The sequence below is a fragment of the Staphylococcus sp. HMSC071G07 genome, from assembly GCF_001811435.1.
Classification (GTDB): Bacteria; Bacillota; Bacilli; order Staphylococcales; family Staphylococcaceae; genus Staphylococcus; species Staphylococcus pettenkoferi.
On record NZ_KV804784.1, the window covers coordinates 1 to 17,782 of the forward strand.

16 protein-coding genes and 3 pseudogenes are annotated in these 17,782 nt (G+C 36.4%); 5 read left to right on the forward strand and 14 right to left on the reverse strand.

What is annotated here, in order from left to right; genetic code table 11:
• Positions 1-346: 346 nt before the first annotated feature.
• The 4 genes from HMPREF2802_RS09350 to HMPREF2802_RS09365 form a co-directional block, all read right to left on the reverse strand.
• Complete coding sequence (locus HMPREF2802_RS09350) at positions 347-1,675, reverse strand: sodium-dependent transporter (RefSeq protein WP_070503955.1); 1,329 nt, start codon at positions 1,673-1,675, stop codon at positions 347-349.
• 353 nt (positions 1,676-2,028) lie between these two features.
• Positions 2,029-2,775: an alpha/beta hydrolase gene (locus HMPREF2802_RS09355; RefSeq protein ID WP_176744799.1), complete on the reverse strand. Its 747-nt coding sequence runs from the start codon at positions 2,773-2,775 to the stop codon at positions 2,029-2,031.
• Between the two features lie 197 nt (positions 2,776-2,972).
• Positions 2,973-3,554, reverse strand: coding sequence for a PepSY domain-containing protein (locus HMPREF2802_RS09360; protein ID WP_002472340.1), 582 nt, complete (start codon positions 3,552-3,554; stop codon positions 2,973-2,975).
• Positions 3,555-3,776: 222 nt separating this feature from the next.
• Positions 3,777-5,003, reverse strand: a complete 1,227-nt coding sequence (locus HMPREF2802_RS09365; protein ID WP_070503960.1) for a CynX/NimT family MFS transporter — start codon at positions 5,001-5,003, stop codon at positions 3,777-3,779.
• A 280-nt stretch (positions 5,004-5,283) separates the two neighbouring features.
• Here HMPREF2802_RS09365 and HMPREF2802_RS09370 point away from each other — a divergent pair, with 280 nt between their 5' ends.
• Both HMPREF2802_RS09370 and HMPREF2802_RS09375 read left to right on the forward strand, forming a co-directional pair.
• Positions 5,284-6,717, forward strand: a complete 1,434-nt coding sequence (locus HMPREF2802_RS09370) for an MDR family MFS transporter (RefSeq protein ID WP_070503963.1) — start codon at positions 5,284-5,286, stop codon at positions 6,715-6,717.
• Between the two features lie 320 nt (positions 6,718-7,037).
• Entirely contained in the window at positions 7,038-7,526 is a 489-nt protein-coding gene (locus HMPREF2802_RS09375; RefSeq protein WP_070503966.1) for a DUF805 domain-containing protein, read from the forward strand.
• 139 nt (positions 7,527-7,665) lie between these two features.
• Here the strand turns inward: HMPREF2802_RS09375 and HMPREF2802_RS09380 are convergent, their stop codons facing one another.
• The 8 genes and pseudogenes from HMPREF2802_RS09380 to HMPREF2802_RS09420 all read right to left on the reverse strand — a co-directional run bounded on the left by HMPREF2802_RS09380 (position 7,666) and on the right by HMPREF2802_RS09420 (position 13,629).
• Positions 7,666-7,857, reverse strand: a complete 192-nt coding sequence (locus tag HMPREF2802_RS09380) for a CsbD family protein (RefSeq protein ID WP_002472386.1) — start codon at positions 7,855-7,857, stop codon at positions 7,666-7,668.
• A 262-nt stretch (positions 7,858-8,119) separates the two neighbouring features.
• Positions 8,120-8,602, reverse strand: a complete 483-nt coding sequence (locus HMPREF2802_RS09385; RefSeq protein WP_002472359.1) for a TspO/MBR family protein — start codon at positions 8,600-8,602, stop codon at positions 8,120-8,122.
• Positions 8,603-8,639: 37 nt separating this feature from the next.
• On the reverse strand, positions 8,640-9,116 hold the full coding sequence (locus tag HMPREF2802_RS09390) for a pyrimidine dimer DNA glycosylase/endonuclease V (protein ID WP_070503968.1): 477 nt from the start codon (positions 9,114-9,116) through the stop codon (positions 8,640-8,642).
• A gap of 119 nt (positions 9,117-9,235) precedes the next feature.
• On the reverse strand, positions 9,236-9,619 hold the full coding sequence (gene panD, locus HMPREF2802_RS09395; protein WP_002472341.1) for an aspartate 1-decarboxylase: 384 nt from the start codon (positions 9,617-9,619) through the stop codon (positions 9,236-9,238).
• Positions 9,620-9,758: 139 nt separating this feature from the next.
• On the reverse strand, positions 9,759-10,502 hold the full coding sequence (locus HMPREF2802_RS09400; protein ID WP_070503971.1) for an HAD-IIB family hydrolase: 744 nt from the start codon (positions 10,500-10,502) through the stop codon (positions 9,759-9,761).
• A 97-nt stretch (positions 10,503-10,599) separates the two neighbouring features.
• On the reverse strand, positions 10,600-11,034 hold the full coding sequence (locus HMPREF2802_RS09405) for a GNAT family N-acetyltransferase (protein ID WP_070503974.1): 435 nt from the start codon (positions 11,032-11,034) through the stop codon (positions 10,600-10,602).
• A gap of 1,012 nt (positions 11,035-12,046) precedes the next feature.
• The gene (locus HMPREF2802_RS12030; RefSeq protein WP_141746391.1) at positions 12,047-12,217 is read right to left on the reverse strand and encodes a VraH family peptide resistance protein; all 171 of its coding nucleotides are present in this window, start codon (positions 12,215-12,217) and stop codon (positions 12,047-12,049) included.
• A 38-nt stretch (positions 12,218-12,255) separates the two neighbouring features.
• Positions 12,256-13,629, reverse strand: a pseudogene (locus HMPREF2802_RS09420) (MFS transporter).
• Between the two features lie 108 nt (positions 13,630-13,737).
• Here HMPREF2802_RS09420 and HMPREF2802_RS09425 point away from each other — a divergent pair.
• A complete protein-coding gene (locus tag HMPREF2802_RS09425) occupies positions 13,738-14,418 on the forward strand; it encodes an ArsR/SmtB family transcription factor (RefSeq protein ID WP_070503981.1) in 681 nt (226 codons plus the stop codon).
• A 300-nt stretch (positions 14,419-14,718) separates the two neighbouring features.
• On the opposite strand, the gene HMPREF2802_RS11885 is transcribed toward HMPREF2802_RS09425, so the two are convergent.
• Complete coding sequence (locus HMPREF2802_RS11885; RefSeq protein WP_141746392.1) at positions 14,719-14,916, reverse strand: helix-turn-helix domain-containing protein; 198 nt, start codon at positions 14,914-14,916, stop codon at positions 14,719-14,721.
• Positions 14,917-15,138: 222 nt separating this feature from the next.
• Between HMPREF2802_RS11885 and HMPREF2802_RS09430 the strand changes: the two are divergent.
• Both HMPREF2802_RS09430 and HMPREF2802_RS09435 read left to right on the forward strand, forming a co-directional pair.
• A pseudogene (locus HMPREF2802_RS09430) lies at positions 15,139-15,972 on the forward strand (KilA-N domain-containing protein).
• A 137-nt stretch (positions 15,973-16,109) separates the two neighbouring features.
• Positions 16,110-17,047, forward strand: a pseudogene (locus HMPREF2802_RS09435) (IS30 family transposase).
• Between the two features lie 83 nt (positions 17,048-17,130).
• Here the strand turns inward: HMPREF2802_RS09435 and fosB are convergent.
• Positions 17,131-17,550 carry a FosB/FosD family fosfomycin resistance bacillithiol transferase gene (gene fosB, locus HMPREF2802_RS09440; protein ID WP_070503984.1) on the reverse strand — a complete coding sequence of 140 codons (420 nt, stop codon included), beginning with the start codon at positions 17,548-17,550 and terminating at the stop codon, positions 17,131-17,133.
• Positions 17,551-17,782 lie beyond the last annotated feature (232 nt).

Here is a 17,782-nt window from a genome sequence, read left to right on the forward strand (position 1 = left end):
TTCCTTACTACCTATCTTAATATGTTTGCTTAGGGGCCACGCTCAACTAATTAATGACACCTCAACGCTATCATTAATGGATTTTCACTGTGGCCGTAATCCCTCAAACGTCTCGAGTACACATTGAAAATTGAATCACAATTAATTAAATCTATAATTCTCATTTTGCGTCGTACATTCATTTCTTTTAATACCTCAGATTCAGTAATCACCCACTCCCAGTCACATATTTTGCACCTACAAAAACCCTCCCATACTGGCTTCTATGGAAGGGTCTGAGAAATTAACATATAATCATTTTTCTAAAGAGGGAATCAACAGAATTTCAAATTCTGCTCTGCTTTCACTAAATCAACTGCATGATAAATACCAAGATAATCACAAGTGGAAGCACAAGCTTCACAAGGTAGTACCATGGGCTAAAGAGTTTGAAACGATCACGCCCGAAACTCTCTTTTAAAGCATTTTTATCCAACAACTGACCTACCACAAGCGTCGTACCTAGTGCACCTAATGGCATCAGTATGTTCGACACGAGGAAGTCCATCGCATCAAAGATCGTTAATCCGAAGATGCGAATATCGTTTAAGCTACCGAATGATAAAGTCGCTGGCACACTAATGATGAAGACGAGCACACTTGCGATGAACGCAACACGAGCACGATGCTCATTGTTATTCTTCGTAAAGTTTGAAACGTTCAATTCCAATAGTGAAATTGAAGACGTCAACGCCGCAAACAAGAATAGGATGAGGAAGATAAAGTAGAATAAACTTCCTGCAGCCATTTGATCAAACACTTGCGGCAACACTTTAAATAACAACCCTGGCCCATCTGCTGGTTTGAAACCGAAAGCTTCTGTCGCTGGAAAGATTGCTAATCCAGCAAGTAAAGACACCACAATGTTCATGATTACGATACTTAATGTAGACGTCTTAATCGTCATCTCTTTAGAGGCGTAGCTCGCGTACGTAATCATACCTGTCGTACCGAGTGACAACGTAAAGAATGACTGACCTAACGCAAACAACGTTCCTTTCACAGATAAGTCTTCTATACGTGGTTGTAAAATGTAACGGAGGCCAGACTGCGCGCCTTCTAAAGATAAAGATCTTACCACAATAACAATCAAAAAGATAAATAATAGTGGCATCATGATCTTAGAAGCTTTCTCTAAGCCCTTCTCCACACCCATCATTACAATCAACATGGTGATGAGAATAAAGATACCTTGTCCCATAATGGTTAACCACGGATTCGTAATGATGGACTCAAATTGAATACTGCTCAGATTGCCTGAACTCAAACCAATGAGTTGGCCGAGTACTTTCAGAATGTAAATGATAATCCATCCACCGATGACACTGTAGAAACCAAAGAGAATGAAGACAGCTAAGTTACCATTCCAACCGATAATATTTAACCATTTCTTCTGCGTTAACTTTTCATAAATCTTCGTCGTATAAGTTTGTCCCATCTTTCCGACCGCAAATTCCATAATTAATAACGGTAATCCTACGATAATCGTAAATAAGAGGAACATGAGTAAGAAAGCTCCGCCTCCATAAATGCCTGCCATATATGGGAATTTCCACATTGCACCTAAGCCGATTGCGGAACCTGCACTTGCGAGTATAAAGCCTGTCGATGATTTCCATTGTGATTGTTTCTTCATATATAACATCCTCGTGATTTTTACTTAATTGCTTTGACGCGTTAAAGCGTTTAATTATTATAGTATTTACTATAACATGTTTAGTGCATAAACACAATAAAGTAATTTTTCATAGAAGTGAGACAGATATCTACTTAATTTCGTAAGCCCCGACTAAATTTCGAAATACGGAGACGGTGCATTTCGTAGTCATTCAGCTACTGCAAGAAGCTATAGTTAATCTCTTTATCAGCTTGAAAACACCTTATACACGGGACATCGTCATGACTATATTTATTTCTATAGCCCTTTACGATTTATATCCTAGACTCGCTGGCCAAATAAAAAAAGAAAGGCTCGCTTGCCTTTCTTTTTTAAAATTCCGCTTCAATTCGCGACAAGAAATCGATGATATCTTGCTCAACCGCTTGATGGTCTTTACCTTGCGTCATCAAGTGACCTGCGTTGCTATAACTTTGTATTTCTTTCTGAGAATGCGTGATGTGTTCATAAATATAATTCGCGCTCTGCTCGTAAGCCGCTTCATCTTGCTCACCATATTTAATCGCAATCGGTGCTTGAATCCGATCTAAGTGCGCCATAATATCATTCACCATGACTTGGAAAAGTTCCAAACTCTCATCGTAGTCTTCGATTTGAGCTAAGTGCGCTTGAATTGTTTCTTCATCTAAACCAATTAAATCACCCATACGTTGACCGTAATGTTTCAAACGACCTTGTAAACCTGCATCTCCTTTCTTGTGAGGCGTAGACATAACTACTAGTGATGTGACATCAAAGTGTTCTGCAAGTTTCAATGAGTATAATCCACCAAGTGAGACGCCCATCACGTGGATGTGTTGATAACCTTTATCTCGTAATTGTTGATAGGCTGCTTGAACGTCTTCCCACCAGTCATCTGTGTCATATGACATGAGCTCAGGTAGTAATAAACCATGTCCGCGGTAAGGTGGCACAAGACACGTATAACCTGCTTTATGTAATTTATTCGCTAAGAGCTTTACATCTCTCACCGTTCCTGTAAACGAATGGAGGAGTAATACTGCAGAAGTTGCTTCTTCGTTCTCTAAAAATATAGGATTTGGTGATTTCACATTAATCATCTTGGTCACTCCAATAATTATATTTCTCTTCATATTGTAACGGATTTCAGACATATTGCGAGTGCTCCAACTCAAAAAGAGTGGCACCCAGGTCATCACCGATATATTGTCACATCGGATCATTCACTGAGTGTCCACTCTCTTTATTACTATTTTAGATTTTTAAGTGTGCGCGCATACTTATTTTCTAAACTTTAGTCGTCTCTTTCATCACTAAGAACTTTACCTGTCTTCGCATCTACAGTAATTTCGTGTTTCTCTTTACCTTTTTTCAAGTCCATATCGTACACGAATTTACCTTTATCGTCAGAACGATGAAGTGACCATTCGCCAATTTCGCCATCAAATTTCTTCTGACCTGCTTTAATCGCATCTTTATAGCTCTTCATGTCGTTGTAATCAAATTCTTTCTTCGTGCTATTAGACTCATCTGTTTCTTTTTCTTTAGAAGCGACTTTTTGATCTTTGTCATTAATTACGACTTCAGATTCTTCACGCTTTTGAGCATTTTGTTGTTCAACTTTGTAAGCCCAATCTCCGTGTTCTTTTTCAAATGAAATCTTCTTCAATTTTTCATCTTTATAGATGTTTTGCGCTTTTTTAATCGCATCTTTAGGGTCTGTGCTGACATCTTTTAATGCAATAGATGATTTGTGTGCGTTATCTGTATTGTTACTTTTACTATTATCGTCACTGCTATCTGCTGAACCGTTACCACCGCATGCACCTAATAATACTGCTGAAGACAGTAGTAGTGCGGACATTTTAAATTTCATATAGCCACTCTCCTCGATAGTATATAAACTATCTGGTATTTAAGTTAACCAAGCAAATATTTGTATCACAACTTACCTGTATTAACTTAGTAATAGTGTTAACACATAATAATTGTAAAGTAAAATAATTTCACCCTTTTCTCACATTTTATCCAAAAAAAGACATGCCGCAGTCTGACCTCTGTTACTAAAAGTCACAAACAACGACATGTCTCGCAATGCTTAAGTATCTTCAACAACATCGTTTGACGCAGCTTTAATACCGGCAAGCAACACCCCGATAGCCATCAAGACGAACGCAATGATGGCAGCTAGCCAAGTATGCGTCACATCGTGCAATAGACCTATGAGGAACGGTCCAACCGCAGCGATAATGTAGCCGACAGATTGACCGAATCCCGATAAAGTCACACTGCCTTCGTGAGTGCGCGCACGGAAGGAGAAGAGCGCCATACACATGCTAAAGCATGCACCGGTAGCTGCTCCGACGAGAATAATACCGATAATCAGTAATGTATAGACGTGAGAGAAGAACAACACGAAACCAACTAAATAGAATAAACTAATCACATAAATCAAGATACGTTGGTTGTTAATCTTTCCAGCTAATATAGGAAAGATGAGCGTTAACGGCACCTGACAGAACTGATTGAGCATCAATAGGTAACCTGATGTTGACGGAGAAATACCTCTCGCAATCAGAATCGTTGGCAACCAAGTTACAATCGTATAGAAAATCATGGATTGGAGCCCCATCAGAAGTGCCACTGCCCAAGCTAACTTCGATTTCATAATATTAAATGAAGGTGCAGGACGATCTGTGGCTTGTTCCTGTTGTGTACTCGTTTCATCCGCTTGAGTTTCACGACGCGTCGGTTTGATGTTCGTCACCCATAAGATCACAGCAATCATCGCAAAGATGACCCAGAATAATAGCGCAAAGCGATAACCGAAGTGGGTCATTTGTGATAGTGGATAACTGAACCCTGCGCCAAGGCCAGCTGTAAGGTTCATCGTCGCTGTATATAAACCTGTCACTAAACCGATTTGGAGCGGAAACATCCATTTTACGAAACTCGGCATCAACACGTTACCGAAAGCGATCGCCACCCCCATCAATATCGTTCCTATAATGAAGAGTGACGTCCCACCTAGCACGCGGATGAAGAGTGCCACAATGAGTAAGATCATCGCCCAAAGTACCGTACGTGGCACTGTGAGACGTTTCGCAATACGCGACACGAAAGGTGAAACCACCGCAAAGATTAATAGCGGAATCGTCGTTAACGAGCCGGCTAAACTGTTATTGAGCGTTAAAGCAGATTTAATCTGTTCAATCACCGGTCCTACAGAGGTTAACGGCGACCGTAATGTTGAGGCCACAAAGATGATGGCGAAGAGGATGCCCCACCGCCCTGTGAGTTTACGACTATACAAATCTTCTTGCATCTTTCCAAACACTCCCTTCTCTACTATTTCAGAGGTTTAAATCTATAAACGTTACGATTTCTTTCTATTTATGTATGCAGTCTATTCTATCACAAATGATGCGAGTAGACAGGAGACAAATTTTCAATTATAGACTGACAAACCTTGCTCTCTGACCCATTCTTTATGAGTGGATAATAAACACTTTTATAAAATTAAAATCATAAACCGAATGATTTGCTTTGCTAACTATCTCTCACTAAAATTTGTTATTGGGATGTTAGAAAAGAGAGGTAATCGTATGAAGGATATATCACTAAGAAAGAGAAATGCTATTATCATAGTGATGTTGAGTAGTGCCTTTGTCGCGTTACTCAATCAAACGTTATTAAACACAGCCTTACCTGCGATTATCACAGGTTTAGAAATAACAGAAACGACTGCACAGTGGCTCATCACCGGATTTATGCTCGTCAACGGGATTATGATTCCACTCACTGCATTCTTAATGGATCGTTATCACACACGACCCTTATACATCTTCTCGATGAGTGCGTTCTTAATTGGTTCCATCATCGCAGCACTTTCACCGTCGTTCACCATACTGATGGTTGCACGCGTGATTCAAGCGATTGGTGCCGGTATACTTATGCCACTCATGCAATTCACTGTATTCACACTCTTCCCATCAGAAAAACGTGGCTTTGCGATGGGGCTTACAGGAATTGTAGCTCAAGCAGCTCCAGCCATAGGTCCTACACTCACAGGACTCTTGATTGATACGTTTGGCTGGCGTGCGCCGTTCCTCGTAGTGGCAATCATCGCGATTATCGCCTTTATCGTCGGCATTATCTTTGTCGATAGTCACAATGCGACGAAACCGAACAAGCTCGATAAGACTTCAGTCGTCTATTCTACATTAGGTTTCGGCTTGATGCTTTACGGCTTCAGTAGTGCCGGTAACCTTGGCTTCGGTTCACCGATCGTCATAGGTTCTCTTATCATCGGTATCATTATTGTGGCGATCTTCGTGACACGTCAAATCAAACTCGATACGCCGTTATTGAACATGCGTGTCTTCGCTAACCGCACATTTGCCTTATCCGCATTTGGCTCTATGTTACTTTTCATCGGAATCGTAGGCCCTGCATTGCTCATTCCGATGTATATCCAAACCGGATTGGGTCTGTCAGCGATACTCTCAGGTCTCGTCATCTTACCAGGGGCTGTAGTCAACGCGATTATGTCTGTTTATACAGGTAAAATTTATGACAAATATGGGTTAAAAGTATTGGCAATTCCAGGATTTATCTTACTCATCATCATGACGATACTGCACTGCTTCTTAACTGCCGATACACCATACTGGTATGTCGTAATCATTTACGCAGTTCGTATGTTTGCGGTAGCGCTCATCATCATGCCACTCAATACGATTGGTATTAATGCTTTAGAGCCTAAAAATATCTCTCATGGTACAGCGATTATCAACTCTTTACGTATTATCGCTGGTGCGATGGGTACAGCGATTATGATTACGATTATGGCGATTGTGCGTACATCTTATCACGGAGCGCATGGCGAATCTCAAGCTGCTACATTGAAACATGCGACGATCGTAGGTGTTGATGCGGCGTTTGCTTTCACAACCATTCTAATTGTGATTGGCTTTATCCTTACTTTATTAATTAGAACGAAGCAGACGCATGAACACGAGAACGCACGCGAGATTTAATTGGATAGATTGATGAATGGCGCACCCTCAGGCTTGGGGGTGCGTTTTTTTGTGTGTTTGAGGATGAAAGTCGGTGAGCGTTTCATGTTTTTCGAGTAGCTTTTCATAGATTAATCAGATGAAGTGGGGTCTATGAGCATTTTATAAAAATACGAAGAAGAGAAAGTGAGTCATTTTACCTAAATGCGTTAAGTATTTCACGACAAGATTGTCCACTAAACAAGATTGAAATGCCGTAGCGTTTCGTATAAGCTTAAAGAGATTCGAAGTAAGAGGAATAACCTAGATCCGCTAACAACTAGAGAAAGGACGACTATTTCATGCATCAAAGTTATATCCGTTTTTGGCGTCACGCGTTTGATTATAAAGGGCGAGCAAGTCGACAAGACTTCTGGGTTCCGACCTTGATACACTTTGCCCTATACATACTTCTTTCCGCAATCTTGAGTCTGCTTCTAGGCGATTTGTCTAGAACTGGCGTGATTGTGCTGTCCGTGTTTAAGTGGATACTCTTTATCCCTCAACTCACTCTGATGGCGCGTCGCTATCACGATGTCGATAAGAGTTTAGCTTTCCCACTTATTCTATTTATCTTTTTCTTATTTTTAGATATCAATGACTTTATCGATAATCTGTTCTATCGCAACGATCCGATTGTTGATTACACAGATATTCTCGCTTATATTTTGACTGCAATTTATTATTTATTGCTCATCTATTCGTTGATTGTTTGTCTGCGGAGAGGCAATGTTTCTGCCAATCGTTATGGAGAACCACCTGTCACTCAAAGTGGTAAAATTAAAGAATGATGTTAAAGCGGTAGCTAAAATGTGGAAAATTGCGGGATTTCAGTGCATTCGCTAATGAAACTTAGGTGTCGGTCTACGATGCGATCTTATAGGCATAAGTAAAGGCTTGAGTCGAGAGACCCAAGCCTTTTAATATATCTTATTTACTGAATTTGTCTTTTACTTTATCGATAGCATCTGTAGCTTTATCTTTTGCTTTTTCTACAGTTTCTTTAGCTTTACCTTCGCCTTTGTCAGCGTCACCTTTGTCTTTTAAGTTTTGGTCGTCTGCTACTTCTCCTGCTTTTTTCTTAACGTCGCCTTTAACTTGATCAAATTTACCTTCAGCCATGTTAAATACCTCCATTTGAGTATTGTCTGAGACACGAATTAAATTAGCTCATGGAATTGTGTCACAGTTCATCTTATTTTAAAAAGACACATCGTCTTCTTAATTTATTTATATCCGTCCGTTGATGGATTAAACATTTAAACTCATATTTTATTCATTTCAGCGTTACATTTGTTGCGTTAACGCATAGAATTATGTTCTTGATAAGCATGAATGCCTAGGGAATGGTGAGTTATTTTAAAAAATAGCAAGAAAAAAAGATTTAATCCATATAATTTGGATTATCCTTATTTAACACGTAATTTCCTGTCGTTAAATAGCTCGCATACGCGGACCAAATCACATACGGTAGCATGAGGAAACCAGCGAGTGGACGTTTCTTCAGGTAAATCACCGTCGTCACAATTACTGCACCTAGCAATAGAAAGCTATCAACAAGTGCAAGTCGACGCGCTTTCTCTTTGAAATACAGTAATGACCATGCGAAATTGAGTCCTAGTTGTACGTAATGAGCAATTGTTTCCACCATATGTTTGCCTCTTCTCACTTTCACAAGCACATACGCTACACCCATCATTAAATAAAGAATCGGCCAAACAATAGGAAAGGCTTTTTTGGGCGGTGAAAATGGTGGTTTTTTAAACTTCTTGAAGTCTTTCGGCGCTTCTTTAGCAGTCATCTTACCGATTAAACTACCCCCTGCTAGTGGAGTAAATAGCTCTACAATTCGTCGTATGATATTCATTTCTACACTTCCTTACTTTTTTAGTAGTCGGGCACACTTAAATTTGTGTTTTATGAACATTGCATCGTGGAGGAATGCGATCTGTCGACCACTTTTCATACAATAATCTCTGATACTGTATGTAAGCCGCTTCGCCATAGTCTTTCTCATCACCATAAACGAAAATGGGTGGTAAAGACTCGGCAGAAAATCGAGATTGATGTTGCGTTATGATGCGTTCTAAATGATTTAAATCTTCTCGGAAATCTGATGACCGTTTCCCACCACGTTGTTGATGCTCCTCGTCCATCGCTCGCAACAATGCATACGCATCTAGTAGATATGGCTTACCATCATGATAGACATGCTTCACAATCGGGTGAGACAAATATCGCGTGTTGCCCTCAATAATGTTCATTTCAGCAAGACACACTCTAATAATTTGATAAAGCTCGAGAACCTGCTTCGATAACCGTCGATTATCAAGAAATTGCGCACTTTGATGGTGGTCCGAACTTATCCTAAAGATTTGCATACACATTCCTCACTTTGCATTACTACTGTGTGTATACCACTTTATCGACTTCTTCAAGCAAAGTAATGTTTTATCTTACAACTAAAAAACCCCCACCTATACAGATGGGAGTCTTACATTTAATTCAAGGTCATATTTTCTTTTTCTAATATCATTTCTTCGATTTCGTTATTTTCGTTCAACACGGCTACTTTAGGAGCGTGACCTTGAAGCTCTGACTCTTCTAATTGCACATAAGTCATGATAATTACAACATCGCCTACTTGAACAAGACGTGCCGCTGCACCGTTTAAGCAAATTTTACCACTGCCTCGCTCACCAGCAATGACGTAAGTCGCAAAGCGTTCGCCATTATTGTTATTTACAATCTCAACTTTCTCATTGGGTAAGATGTCCACTGCATCCAGAATATCAGAATCTATCGTAATACTACCTACATAATTCAAATCTGACTCTGTAACACGTGCACGATGAATCTTTGAATGCATCATTGTTCTATACATGTTTAACCGATCTCCTATTTCTATATTTCTTCGAGATAACATAGTTATTAAATCACAATTTGAGGCTTCGAACAATGTGCAGGTGTTTCGCGATAATTACTATTAAATGATACGTGTAACGAACTAGTGCTGTGCTAAGCTAATAGTTTTTTAACGACGTCATTACTGCTTGCGCATGACTCTCTAAATATCCTGCATTAGTCAATGGCATCTCCTCATTACCTTCACCAACAAAGTATGATTTCTCCGCGTGTGTGAGTAACTCATAATCATTCGCATCGTTTCCGTAAGCTACGTATGGCTTTTCTCCAATTACCTTTCTTAATGTCGTATATTTATTGACATTTTGCGCTGTGATATCGATATCATTCTCACGACGATGATAATGAATTGAGAGAGTTGACTCAAATTTTTTCAATTCTTGTTGAACTAACTCAAACAACTGCTCGTCGAGGTCGATAAGTATCACTTTAATTGGCTTTTCAATATTTTCTATAGAAAGACGATTGGCTAAATGTGATGGATCGAGTTGTTTAAATATCGCGTTGTCAGGACTAACATTAGCCGCATAGTCAAATGAATCATCAACAATATATTGTAAATTGTACTTATGGATCAGTGCTTTAATATGGTTAAAAGGGTCCTCAGAAATACTTTTCACAACTGAAATTTGATTATCTTGAGAAATAATCGAACCATTTCCTCCAATTAATGTATGATTTTCAAAACCTTGTACAACTGGAAGTAAATCACGAATAGGTCTCACAGAAGCAAAGATTACTTGATGTTTTATAGCTATATTTTTAATTTCTTTCCGTAAGGGTTCCTCTATATACATACCGTTGAAACAAATTGTTCCATCCACATCCATCACAAATATCATAAGTTTTCTCCTCTTTCTTTCATAAGCCGCTTCTAAGGTAAGTCTGCCCGACGTCTTACATATAATATTTTTAACAGCTGTTCATCGAATTTATCATTTACTTAAGTTGAAGATGACAAATAGGATAATCCCTGCCCTGACCATCTTGTGGAGATTCACTATATTTTTCAAAGCCATTTTTTAGATAAAACTGCATCGCTGGAACATTATCTTTATTAACGTCAACATAGCGAATGTTTTCTTCATTTACGAGATACTGTAGTATTTCTGTTCCACACCCTTTATTAAAATACTGCGGATCGAGAAATAACATTTCTAAGTTTTCATCGTTTATACCTGAGAAACCAACTAATTCATTCTCTTTATACCATAGATACGCATTGACATATTTCAAATAAGTTGGAATTTCTGTTTCTAATTCTTTTCTATCTTTTTCAACTAAAAAATCATGCGTTGCAAGCACAGATCTTCCCCATATATCTAATACTTTATGATAGTCTTTAGCTTCTAGTTTTTCTTTAGTTAGTCGCATATTTACCTCCTAGTAATAAATGGTTAAGCCCACCCTCATATATGTCACTTTCTTGGATTTTTTACGAATTATTTATTAGTTGTGAGAATTTTGCTATATTAAATATATACACTATTTTTTTATTAAAATCTTCGTTGCATTATATATTCTAGCATTAAGCAGGTGATGAATATGAGAGAACTATTAGATAAATACTATTTTACCATTACATTTGCGACCATTTTAATTCTATTCGCTTTTCCAAAGACTGATATCTTTACCACTAATTTATTATTCTACTTAATTCTCTTTTTAGAAGTTTTGTTTAGCACATTCATAGTGGAGACAATTTTAAATAATAGAAACACCTTGCAACAGAAAGCTAAAAAGTTCTGTGTATCTCTACTACCAATTAATATTATCATTATAACAATATTTTTTGTGTTTATTATGTAAGTTAAGTAGTACAATAAGTTATTATATAGATAGAAAAAATCTTTCTATTATTTATATCAGTAAATGGAATTAATCATTTCCTATAAATAATTTTGCGACCAATATCAATGTCGGTCGCAAAGTGACAAATCTAAGTGAATTAATGTTTCTCACATTATTAATTAAATTTGGTAATGCTATTAGCAAATAGTAAAGTATATGCGCTGAGAAATGATTGATATTAATATGGATAAAATCGCTAGAAAACCGGTAAACATCGAAAAAAGGTATGATTCAATGAGTTTTGTTATGTATCCTTTATTATTTGGTTTAACTTTTGCTTTGATTAAAGCATTAGATATTTGGTACACAAAGAAAATAACTAAGACATATTCAAATGATTGGAGATTTAATCCCCATTTAATATGGATTATGTTTATAATAGGTGTAATAATGGGAATTATATTCATTTTATTTTTGAAATAGTATTTTATGATAAGGGGGTAATCACAGTCGGATTATCCCTATTTAATAAGCTTTCAATAAAGGCGTGCATTCACAATAGTTTATGAAGTTTTATATAACTCTTTTTCAAAAATTATTCAAATTCGTCATCGCTCAAGTACAAATAAGCAATGACCCCAATAGGTATGCCAAGTAAAGGTGTAGTAAGTATACTAGCTATTATCACGTATAGTGTTAGCCTCAAGAGTTCATTAGAATCCCACTTCTTGTTTAATAAATAATTCCAGATCTCCTTTATACTCATATATTTAACCTCCTCCGCATTTTATACTAATCAGTATTTTAATATTTTTCTTTTAAAGATCTTACTATAAACAGCATAAAGATCAATAGAATTGTTAGAGATGCGAACAACCACACTTCACTTGCCCCCAATATCAATGTAGCCTTGGACGAAGAATGATTGATAAATAGTGAAGTGATGGCTGTATATAACGCAATGCCTATATTTTGAACCATTCTCTGCGAAGACCCGACTGTTCCTTGCATACTTCGAGATACAGAGTTCATTATTACCGAAGTATTAGACGGGAGAAACAAACCTCCTCCTACCCCATAAATGAATAAAAATATAAAGAAAAATAATGGTGTTAAACTACTTTGAAACAGCCCTAAACTACCATACGCTATAGCCATAAAGCCTAATCCAACATACATTAATACGAGGTTATTAATCCAATTCATTAATTTACCTGCCGTTTTCGAAATAAGAACTAATCCTAAAGGAGAAGCTAAATTAACTATCCCTATTTGCCATGACGAGAGATGACTTATTTTTCCTAAAATATAGGGAGGTACAATAAACCCTAAAGATGTAGCACCACCAAATACAAGTATAGCCAACATCGAAACTGAAAATGAGAAGTCTTTAAATAACCGTAAGTTCAGAATAGGATGCTGAACTTTTAGCTCCCATTTAATAAATACACAAAAAGCTATAATACAAGTGAGTATAAATCCATACACCGAAAAATTCGTTATAGATTGATGAGCCCACGAAGTCAAACCTTGTAACAAACAACAAACCGATACAAATAATAATGTGTTGCCGCGTAAATCTAAATTGAGAGAAGTATTCTGTTCTTGTTTTATACGCTTTTTCAGTAACCATCAACCTACTAATCCTGCGCACACAAATGGGATATTGATCCAAAATATCCACCGCCAACTCGCAATCGATAGTAATAATCCTCGTAGACTTGGCCCTAGTACAGGTCCTACACCCAATATGATACTTAAAGTTCCAAGTGCAGACCCTTGTCGCTCTTCTGAAACATTAGTAGTAATTATAGCAGTGGCCGTCCCTTGTAACATTGCTGCTCCTATACCTTGTAGACCACGAAACATGATTAATTGTAAAATATGATTAGAAATTCCGCATAAAACGGAAACTAGCAAAAATACGAGTAGTCCAATGCTATAGATATTAAGCTGATTATATCGATCACTTAGTCTTCCAAACACAATAATTGTGCCTGTTAATAGCAAAGTATACAACGTAACAGTCCAAGTTATAGTCGTTGTATCCACGTGAAACCTTTTAACTAAAGTAGGTAATACAACATTAATGATGCCGGTATCTAAAGTTGATAAAAACATACCCATTCCAGCGGTAAAAACAACGATTCGTTCAAAATACTTAGAAACAACGTTCATCTATCAACCCTCCCTATTCACTACTTTAAGCATATCGTTATAACATTTCGGTTAGCGTCGAAATAATAATCAGTTATGATAAAGAGTGAAAGCAGAGAGGATGAGTCGATGTATTCAGATTTTGCAGAGAACATTTTACTAATAGGTCATAAGACACGACTTACTATGTTGATAGAGCTTTCAAGCGGGAAAGCACTTCCTGCTGGAGAATTAGCGAGATTAGCACACGTGAAACCGCAGACAGCAAGCGAACATCTCTCAAAATTAGTGAAAGCAAATTTAATTTCAGTAGAATCATGGGGTCGCCACAGATATTACAAAATTACTAACGATAAGATTATAAACGCGATAAATGCTTTAGCAGTGATTTCTCCTTCAATAAATAATAACTCCTTAAGAGAAACGACAAAAAAAGAAAAGTTATCCTATATGCGTTCATGCTATGGACATCTTGCGGGAAAGATGGGCGTATGGTTCACTGAATCTTTACTAGAAAATGGCTATCTTAAAGAATTCGAAGAATATTATATATTAACTCAAGAAGGCAAAGATTGGTTTAAGTTAATAGGACTCGAAATTGAAAAAAGTATGTATACAAAACCTATTCCAAAGCACATTGATTGGACCGAACGAAAATATCATATCGCTGGTCCTGTAGCTTTAAGGATTACTAGGCAATTATTTAAACTATCTTGGATTTATGAAACGGATACAAATCGCTGTCTTGAGATAACTCGAAAAGGAAAGGAAGCCTTTGAGAAGTATTTAGGTATGGACGTGTGTGAGTGAAAAGAAAGTAGAATATTAGGAAAATATAGTTTTTTGGTGGTTAACTTAATTATCAAATCTATCATAATTCACTTGCTTTATATGAAATAAAGAGGGATAATAAAATACAAACAGCGGTACATATCTGCGGCGTGTATTTGAGGTTAACTGTTGCGACGGTTGCCTCTTTTTTCTAATGAATTGTTAATTTACGCTCAACACTTCTGTGTTTAAAATTTCATAAGCCACTCATTATGACTCTTTCTAGTCTATGATTAATTGAACTGAAAACATAGTTTACTTCTTTCTAAGTTACTTTTGCTAAGTCGCCCCCTCAGTCATATTACGCTTAAATATATGAGAAATCGTGGAGACCGAACGTTTTAAATGCTTATCGATTACTCTCATAGAATAGTCTTCTTTTCTTAGTATCTCTATACTTGAACATTCATATATAGTAAGAGGTAAGTAGCCCATATTGGCACACCTTTGTAAGTGGTTTTGTTGGTTACTTAACATATTACAACAAAGTGCCAATTATGGGTATTTTTTATGAAATTTTTGGATGTTGCTCTTTATATTACAATCCGTCACTCGAAAAAATAAGCATACAGATCGATTTTCACACAAAATTAAAAAAGTATTAAAAGATAAATATAATGAAAATTTTGTGATAATACATTTAGCTAGAACCTATGTGAGAAAGATCCCTTAATAAAAGGTAGTAAAGAGAGGTTTCAAATGGAAAAAATAGAAGCAAATGGTTTACAAATATCCTTATTTAAAGGAAAAAATGATGATTATATCAGTTTGACTGATATAGCAAGATATAAAAGTGATACACCAGCAGACGTGATTAAAACTTGGTTACGTTCTAAAGATACAATACAATATTTAGGAGTATAGGAATCATTAAACAATCCAAATTTTAAAGTGGGCGAATTCGACCACTTTAAAAATGCTGCTGGTACAAATGCTTTTACTTTATCAGCTTCAAAATGGATTGAGGCAACTAATGCTATTGGTATAATTTCTAAAGCTGGACGGTATGGGGGGGGGACATATGCACACATCGATATTGCTTTTGAATTTGCATCATGGGTATCTCCCGAATTTAAATTATATATTATTCAAGACTACCAACGATTAAAAGAACAAGAAAATGATACCGAAAATATAGAATGGCAATTACAAAGATTAATAAGCAAAACAAATTATACTATCCATACTGATGCTATAAAAGAAAACCTAATAAACTCAAACTTATCAAAACAGAAGGTCGGGTACACATATGCCAACGAAGCTGATATTTTAAATGTTGCTATATTTGGTTTTACTGCAAAAGAATGGAAGAGCCTAAATCCTTATAAAAAAGGAAATCAAAGAGATAATGCATCGATAGAAGAATTAATAGTTATAAGTAACCTTGAGTCTAGAAATGCAGAATTAATAAAAGAAGGGTTTTCTCCGAAAGAAAGACTAGTAAAACTAAATGAATTAGCAAGATCACAGATGAAATCACTACTAAATTCTAAATCATTACCAAAATCTGAAAATGATCATTTACTTGAATAAAATTTTATTGGATTTAAATTTGGATCCTTTTATATATCGCGCATTGTAAAATTAGACTAGACACTTAAACACTAAAAAAGGTCGTCTGTGTTAAACTCAATTTATAATCGCCACAAAACAAAAGAAGTTTAACCAGTATGACCTATTCCTATCTTACCATGGACGAAATTTCAATGCTTGAGACTTATTTTAAACAGGGATTAAAAGTATCCGATATGTGCTAGCGCCTCAAGCGCGCGAAACAAACCGTATACAACGTTATTAATGCGTTTAAAGAAGGTCTCACAGCGATTGACTTTTATCAACGTTATAAGTGAAATAAGTCACGTTGTGGTCATAAGAAGATTAGCATTCCTAAAGATCAAGCTTCCTACATCCAACATAAGATTAATAAAGGCTGGTCTCCCGATGCTATTCTTGGGCGTGAAGAAAAGCGCGTTAACTTTCAGTAAAAACGCTATATCGCATGTTTCATCGAGGCACATTCCCTATAAAGAAACTTGCTATGAAAGGCAAACGTAAACCTAACCACCATAAGGAACGTAGAGGACGCCATCGTTTTCTACGTAACATTTCAACACGTGAAGATGAGTTTGAACACTTCGATAAAGAATTTGGTCACTTTGAAGGTGATAAGATTGTTGGACGTCATCATCAAAGTGCCATTATTACTCTCGTCGAACGTCAAACGAAGTTTGCAATCACGCTGAAACCCCAGGGTAGAACAGCACGTGATATTCAACAATCACTTGATGAAATGTTAGAAGCTTCTCCTAGAAATCTCATCAAATCGATTACTTTTGACTGGGGGAAAGAATTTTCTAACTGGAAAGCCTTTAGTAACAAGCATGATGTATCTATTTTCTTTGCTGATCCTGGAACCCCGTCTCAGCGTGGCCTTAACGAACATACGAATGTTCTTCTAAGACGTCATGGTCTACATAATGAGATGGACTTCAATCAAATCAATGACGGAGAAATGATTAAAATAACCCATAAGTTAAATCACATTCCTCGTAAATCACTTAATTATCTTACACCTGAAGAAAGATTTTTGAGTTTAATTAAAGATTAAAAACTGTCTAGCTTTTTTGACGAATGATATTAGATAATTTATGAAGCTGTTTACCCCTAGTGTACTTAATCGTTAAGAAAGTGTTAATAATAAAATTTCATATGTTTCTTTTCTTCCTTATAATATTTTAATCTATCCTCCAAAGTACCTGTATGCAATTCTAATTTATGGCCGTCTGGATCAGTAAAATATATTGATTTTTTATCTCTAACATCCCTTTGGCGTCCGTCAAGTATATTTACATTATTTTCTTTCAACCATTTATACCAACCATCAAACTCTCTTTCGTCTATTGAAAAGGCTATATGAGTATAAGAATACTGAATTTCATTTCGAGGTATATCACTTTCTTCATTAAGGGCTAACCATACGCCGCCAACAGTAAAATAAGCCGTATTTTTACCTTCTAATAAAATTTTAGCTTTTAATATATTTTTATAGAAATCCACAGAATTTTTTAAATCGGAAACAGAATAAGTTACATGATTTATTGATTTTATCATTTAAATCCTCCTAATTATTACGGAGTATTTACACATAATATTAATTAGTTTTTATTATAATATCAAGTTTATTTTCACTACTAGTTTGAATTCCTATTTTGCATTTCAAATTATTTTTCAGTACTTTTCTTTATACTTATATTAAATCTTAGTGATAAATTTCTAAGTAGTAGTGTAAAGAACTTCAATTACGAGTTTATATTTTATCTTCTACACGCCGCACACTTCCCAC

Coding starts and splice junctions, on each gene's coding strand:
- HMPREF2802_RS09350 (WP_070503955.1), bottom strand. CDS start 1,675: ATGAAGAAACAATCACAATGGAAATCATCGACAGGCTTTATACTCGCA.
- HMPREF2802_RS09360 (WP_002472340.1), bottom strand. CDS start 3,554: ATGAAATTTAAAATGTCCGCACTACTACTGTCTTCAGCAGTATTATTA.
- HMPREF2802_RS09365 (WP_070503960.1), bottom strand. CDS start 5,003: ATGCAAGAAGATTTGTATAGTCGTAAACTCACAGGGCGGTGGGGCATC.
- HMPREF2802_RS09370 (WP_070503963.1), top strand. CDS start 5,284: ATGAAGGATATATCACTAAGAAAGAGAAATGCTATTATCATAGTGATG.
- HMPREF2802_RS09375 (WP_070503966.1), top strand. CDS start 7,038: ATGCATCAAAGTTATATCCGTTTTTGGCGTCACGCGTTTGATTATAAA.
- HMPREF2802_RS09380 (WP_002472386.1), bottom strand. CDS start 7,857: ATGGCTGAAGGTAAATTTGATCAAGTTAAAGGCGACGTTAAGAAAAAA.
- HMPREF2802_RS09385 (WP_002472359.1), bottom strand. CDS start 8,602: ATGAATATCATACGACGAATTGTAGAGCTATTTACTCCACTAGCAGGG.
- HMPREF2802_RS09390 (WP_070503968.1), bottom strand. CDS start 9,116: ATGCAAATCTTTAGGATAAGTTCGGACCACCATCAAAGTGCGCAATTT.
- panD (WP_002472341.1), bottom strand. CDS start 9,619: ATGTATAGAACAATGATGCATTCAAAGATTCATCGTGCACGTGTTACA.
- HMPREF2802_RS09400 (WP_070503971.1), bottom strand. CDS start 10,502: ATGATATTTGTGATGGATGTGGATGGAACAATTTGTTTCAACGGTATG.
- HMPREF2802_RS09405 (WP_070503974.1), bottom strand. CDS start 11,034: ATGCGACTAACTAAAGAAAAACTAGAAGCTAAAGACTATCATAAAGTA.
- HMPREF2802_RS12030 (WP_141746391.1), bottom strand. CDS start 12,217: ATGAGTATAAAGGAGATCTGGAATTATTTATTAAACAAGAAGTGGGAT.
- HMPREF2802_RS09425 (WP_070503981.1), top strand. CDS start 13,738: ATGTATTCAGATTTTGCAGAGAACATTTTACTAATAGGTCATAAGACA.
- HMPREF2802_RS11885 (WP_141746392.1), bottom strand. CDS start 14,916: ATGTTAAGTAACCAACAAAACCACTTACAAAGGTGTGCCAATATGGGC.
- fosB (WP_070503984.1), bottom strand. CDS start 17,550: ATGATAAAATCAATAAATCATGTAACTTATTCTGTTTCCGATTTAAAA.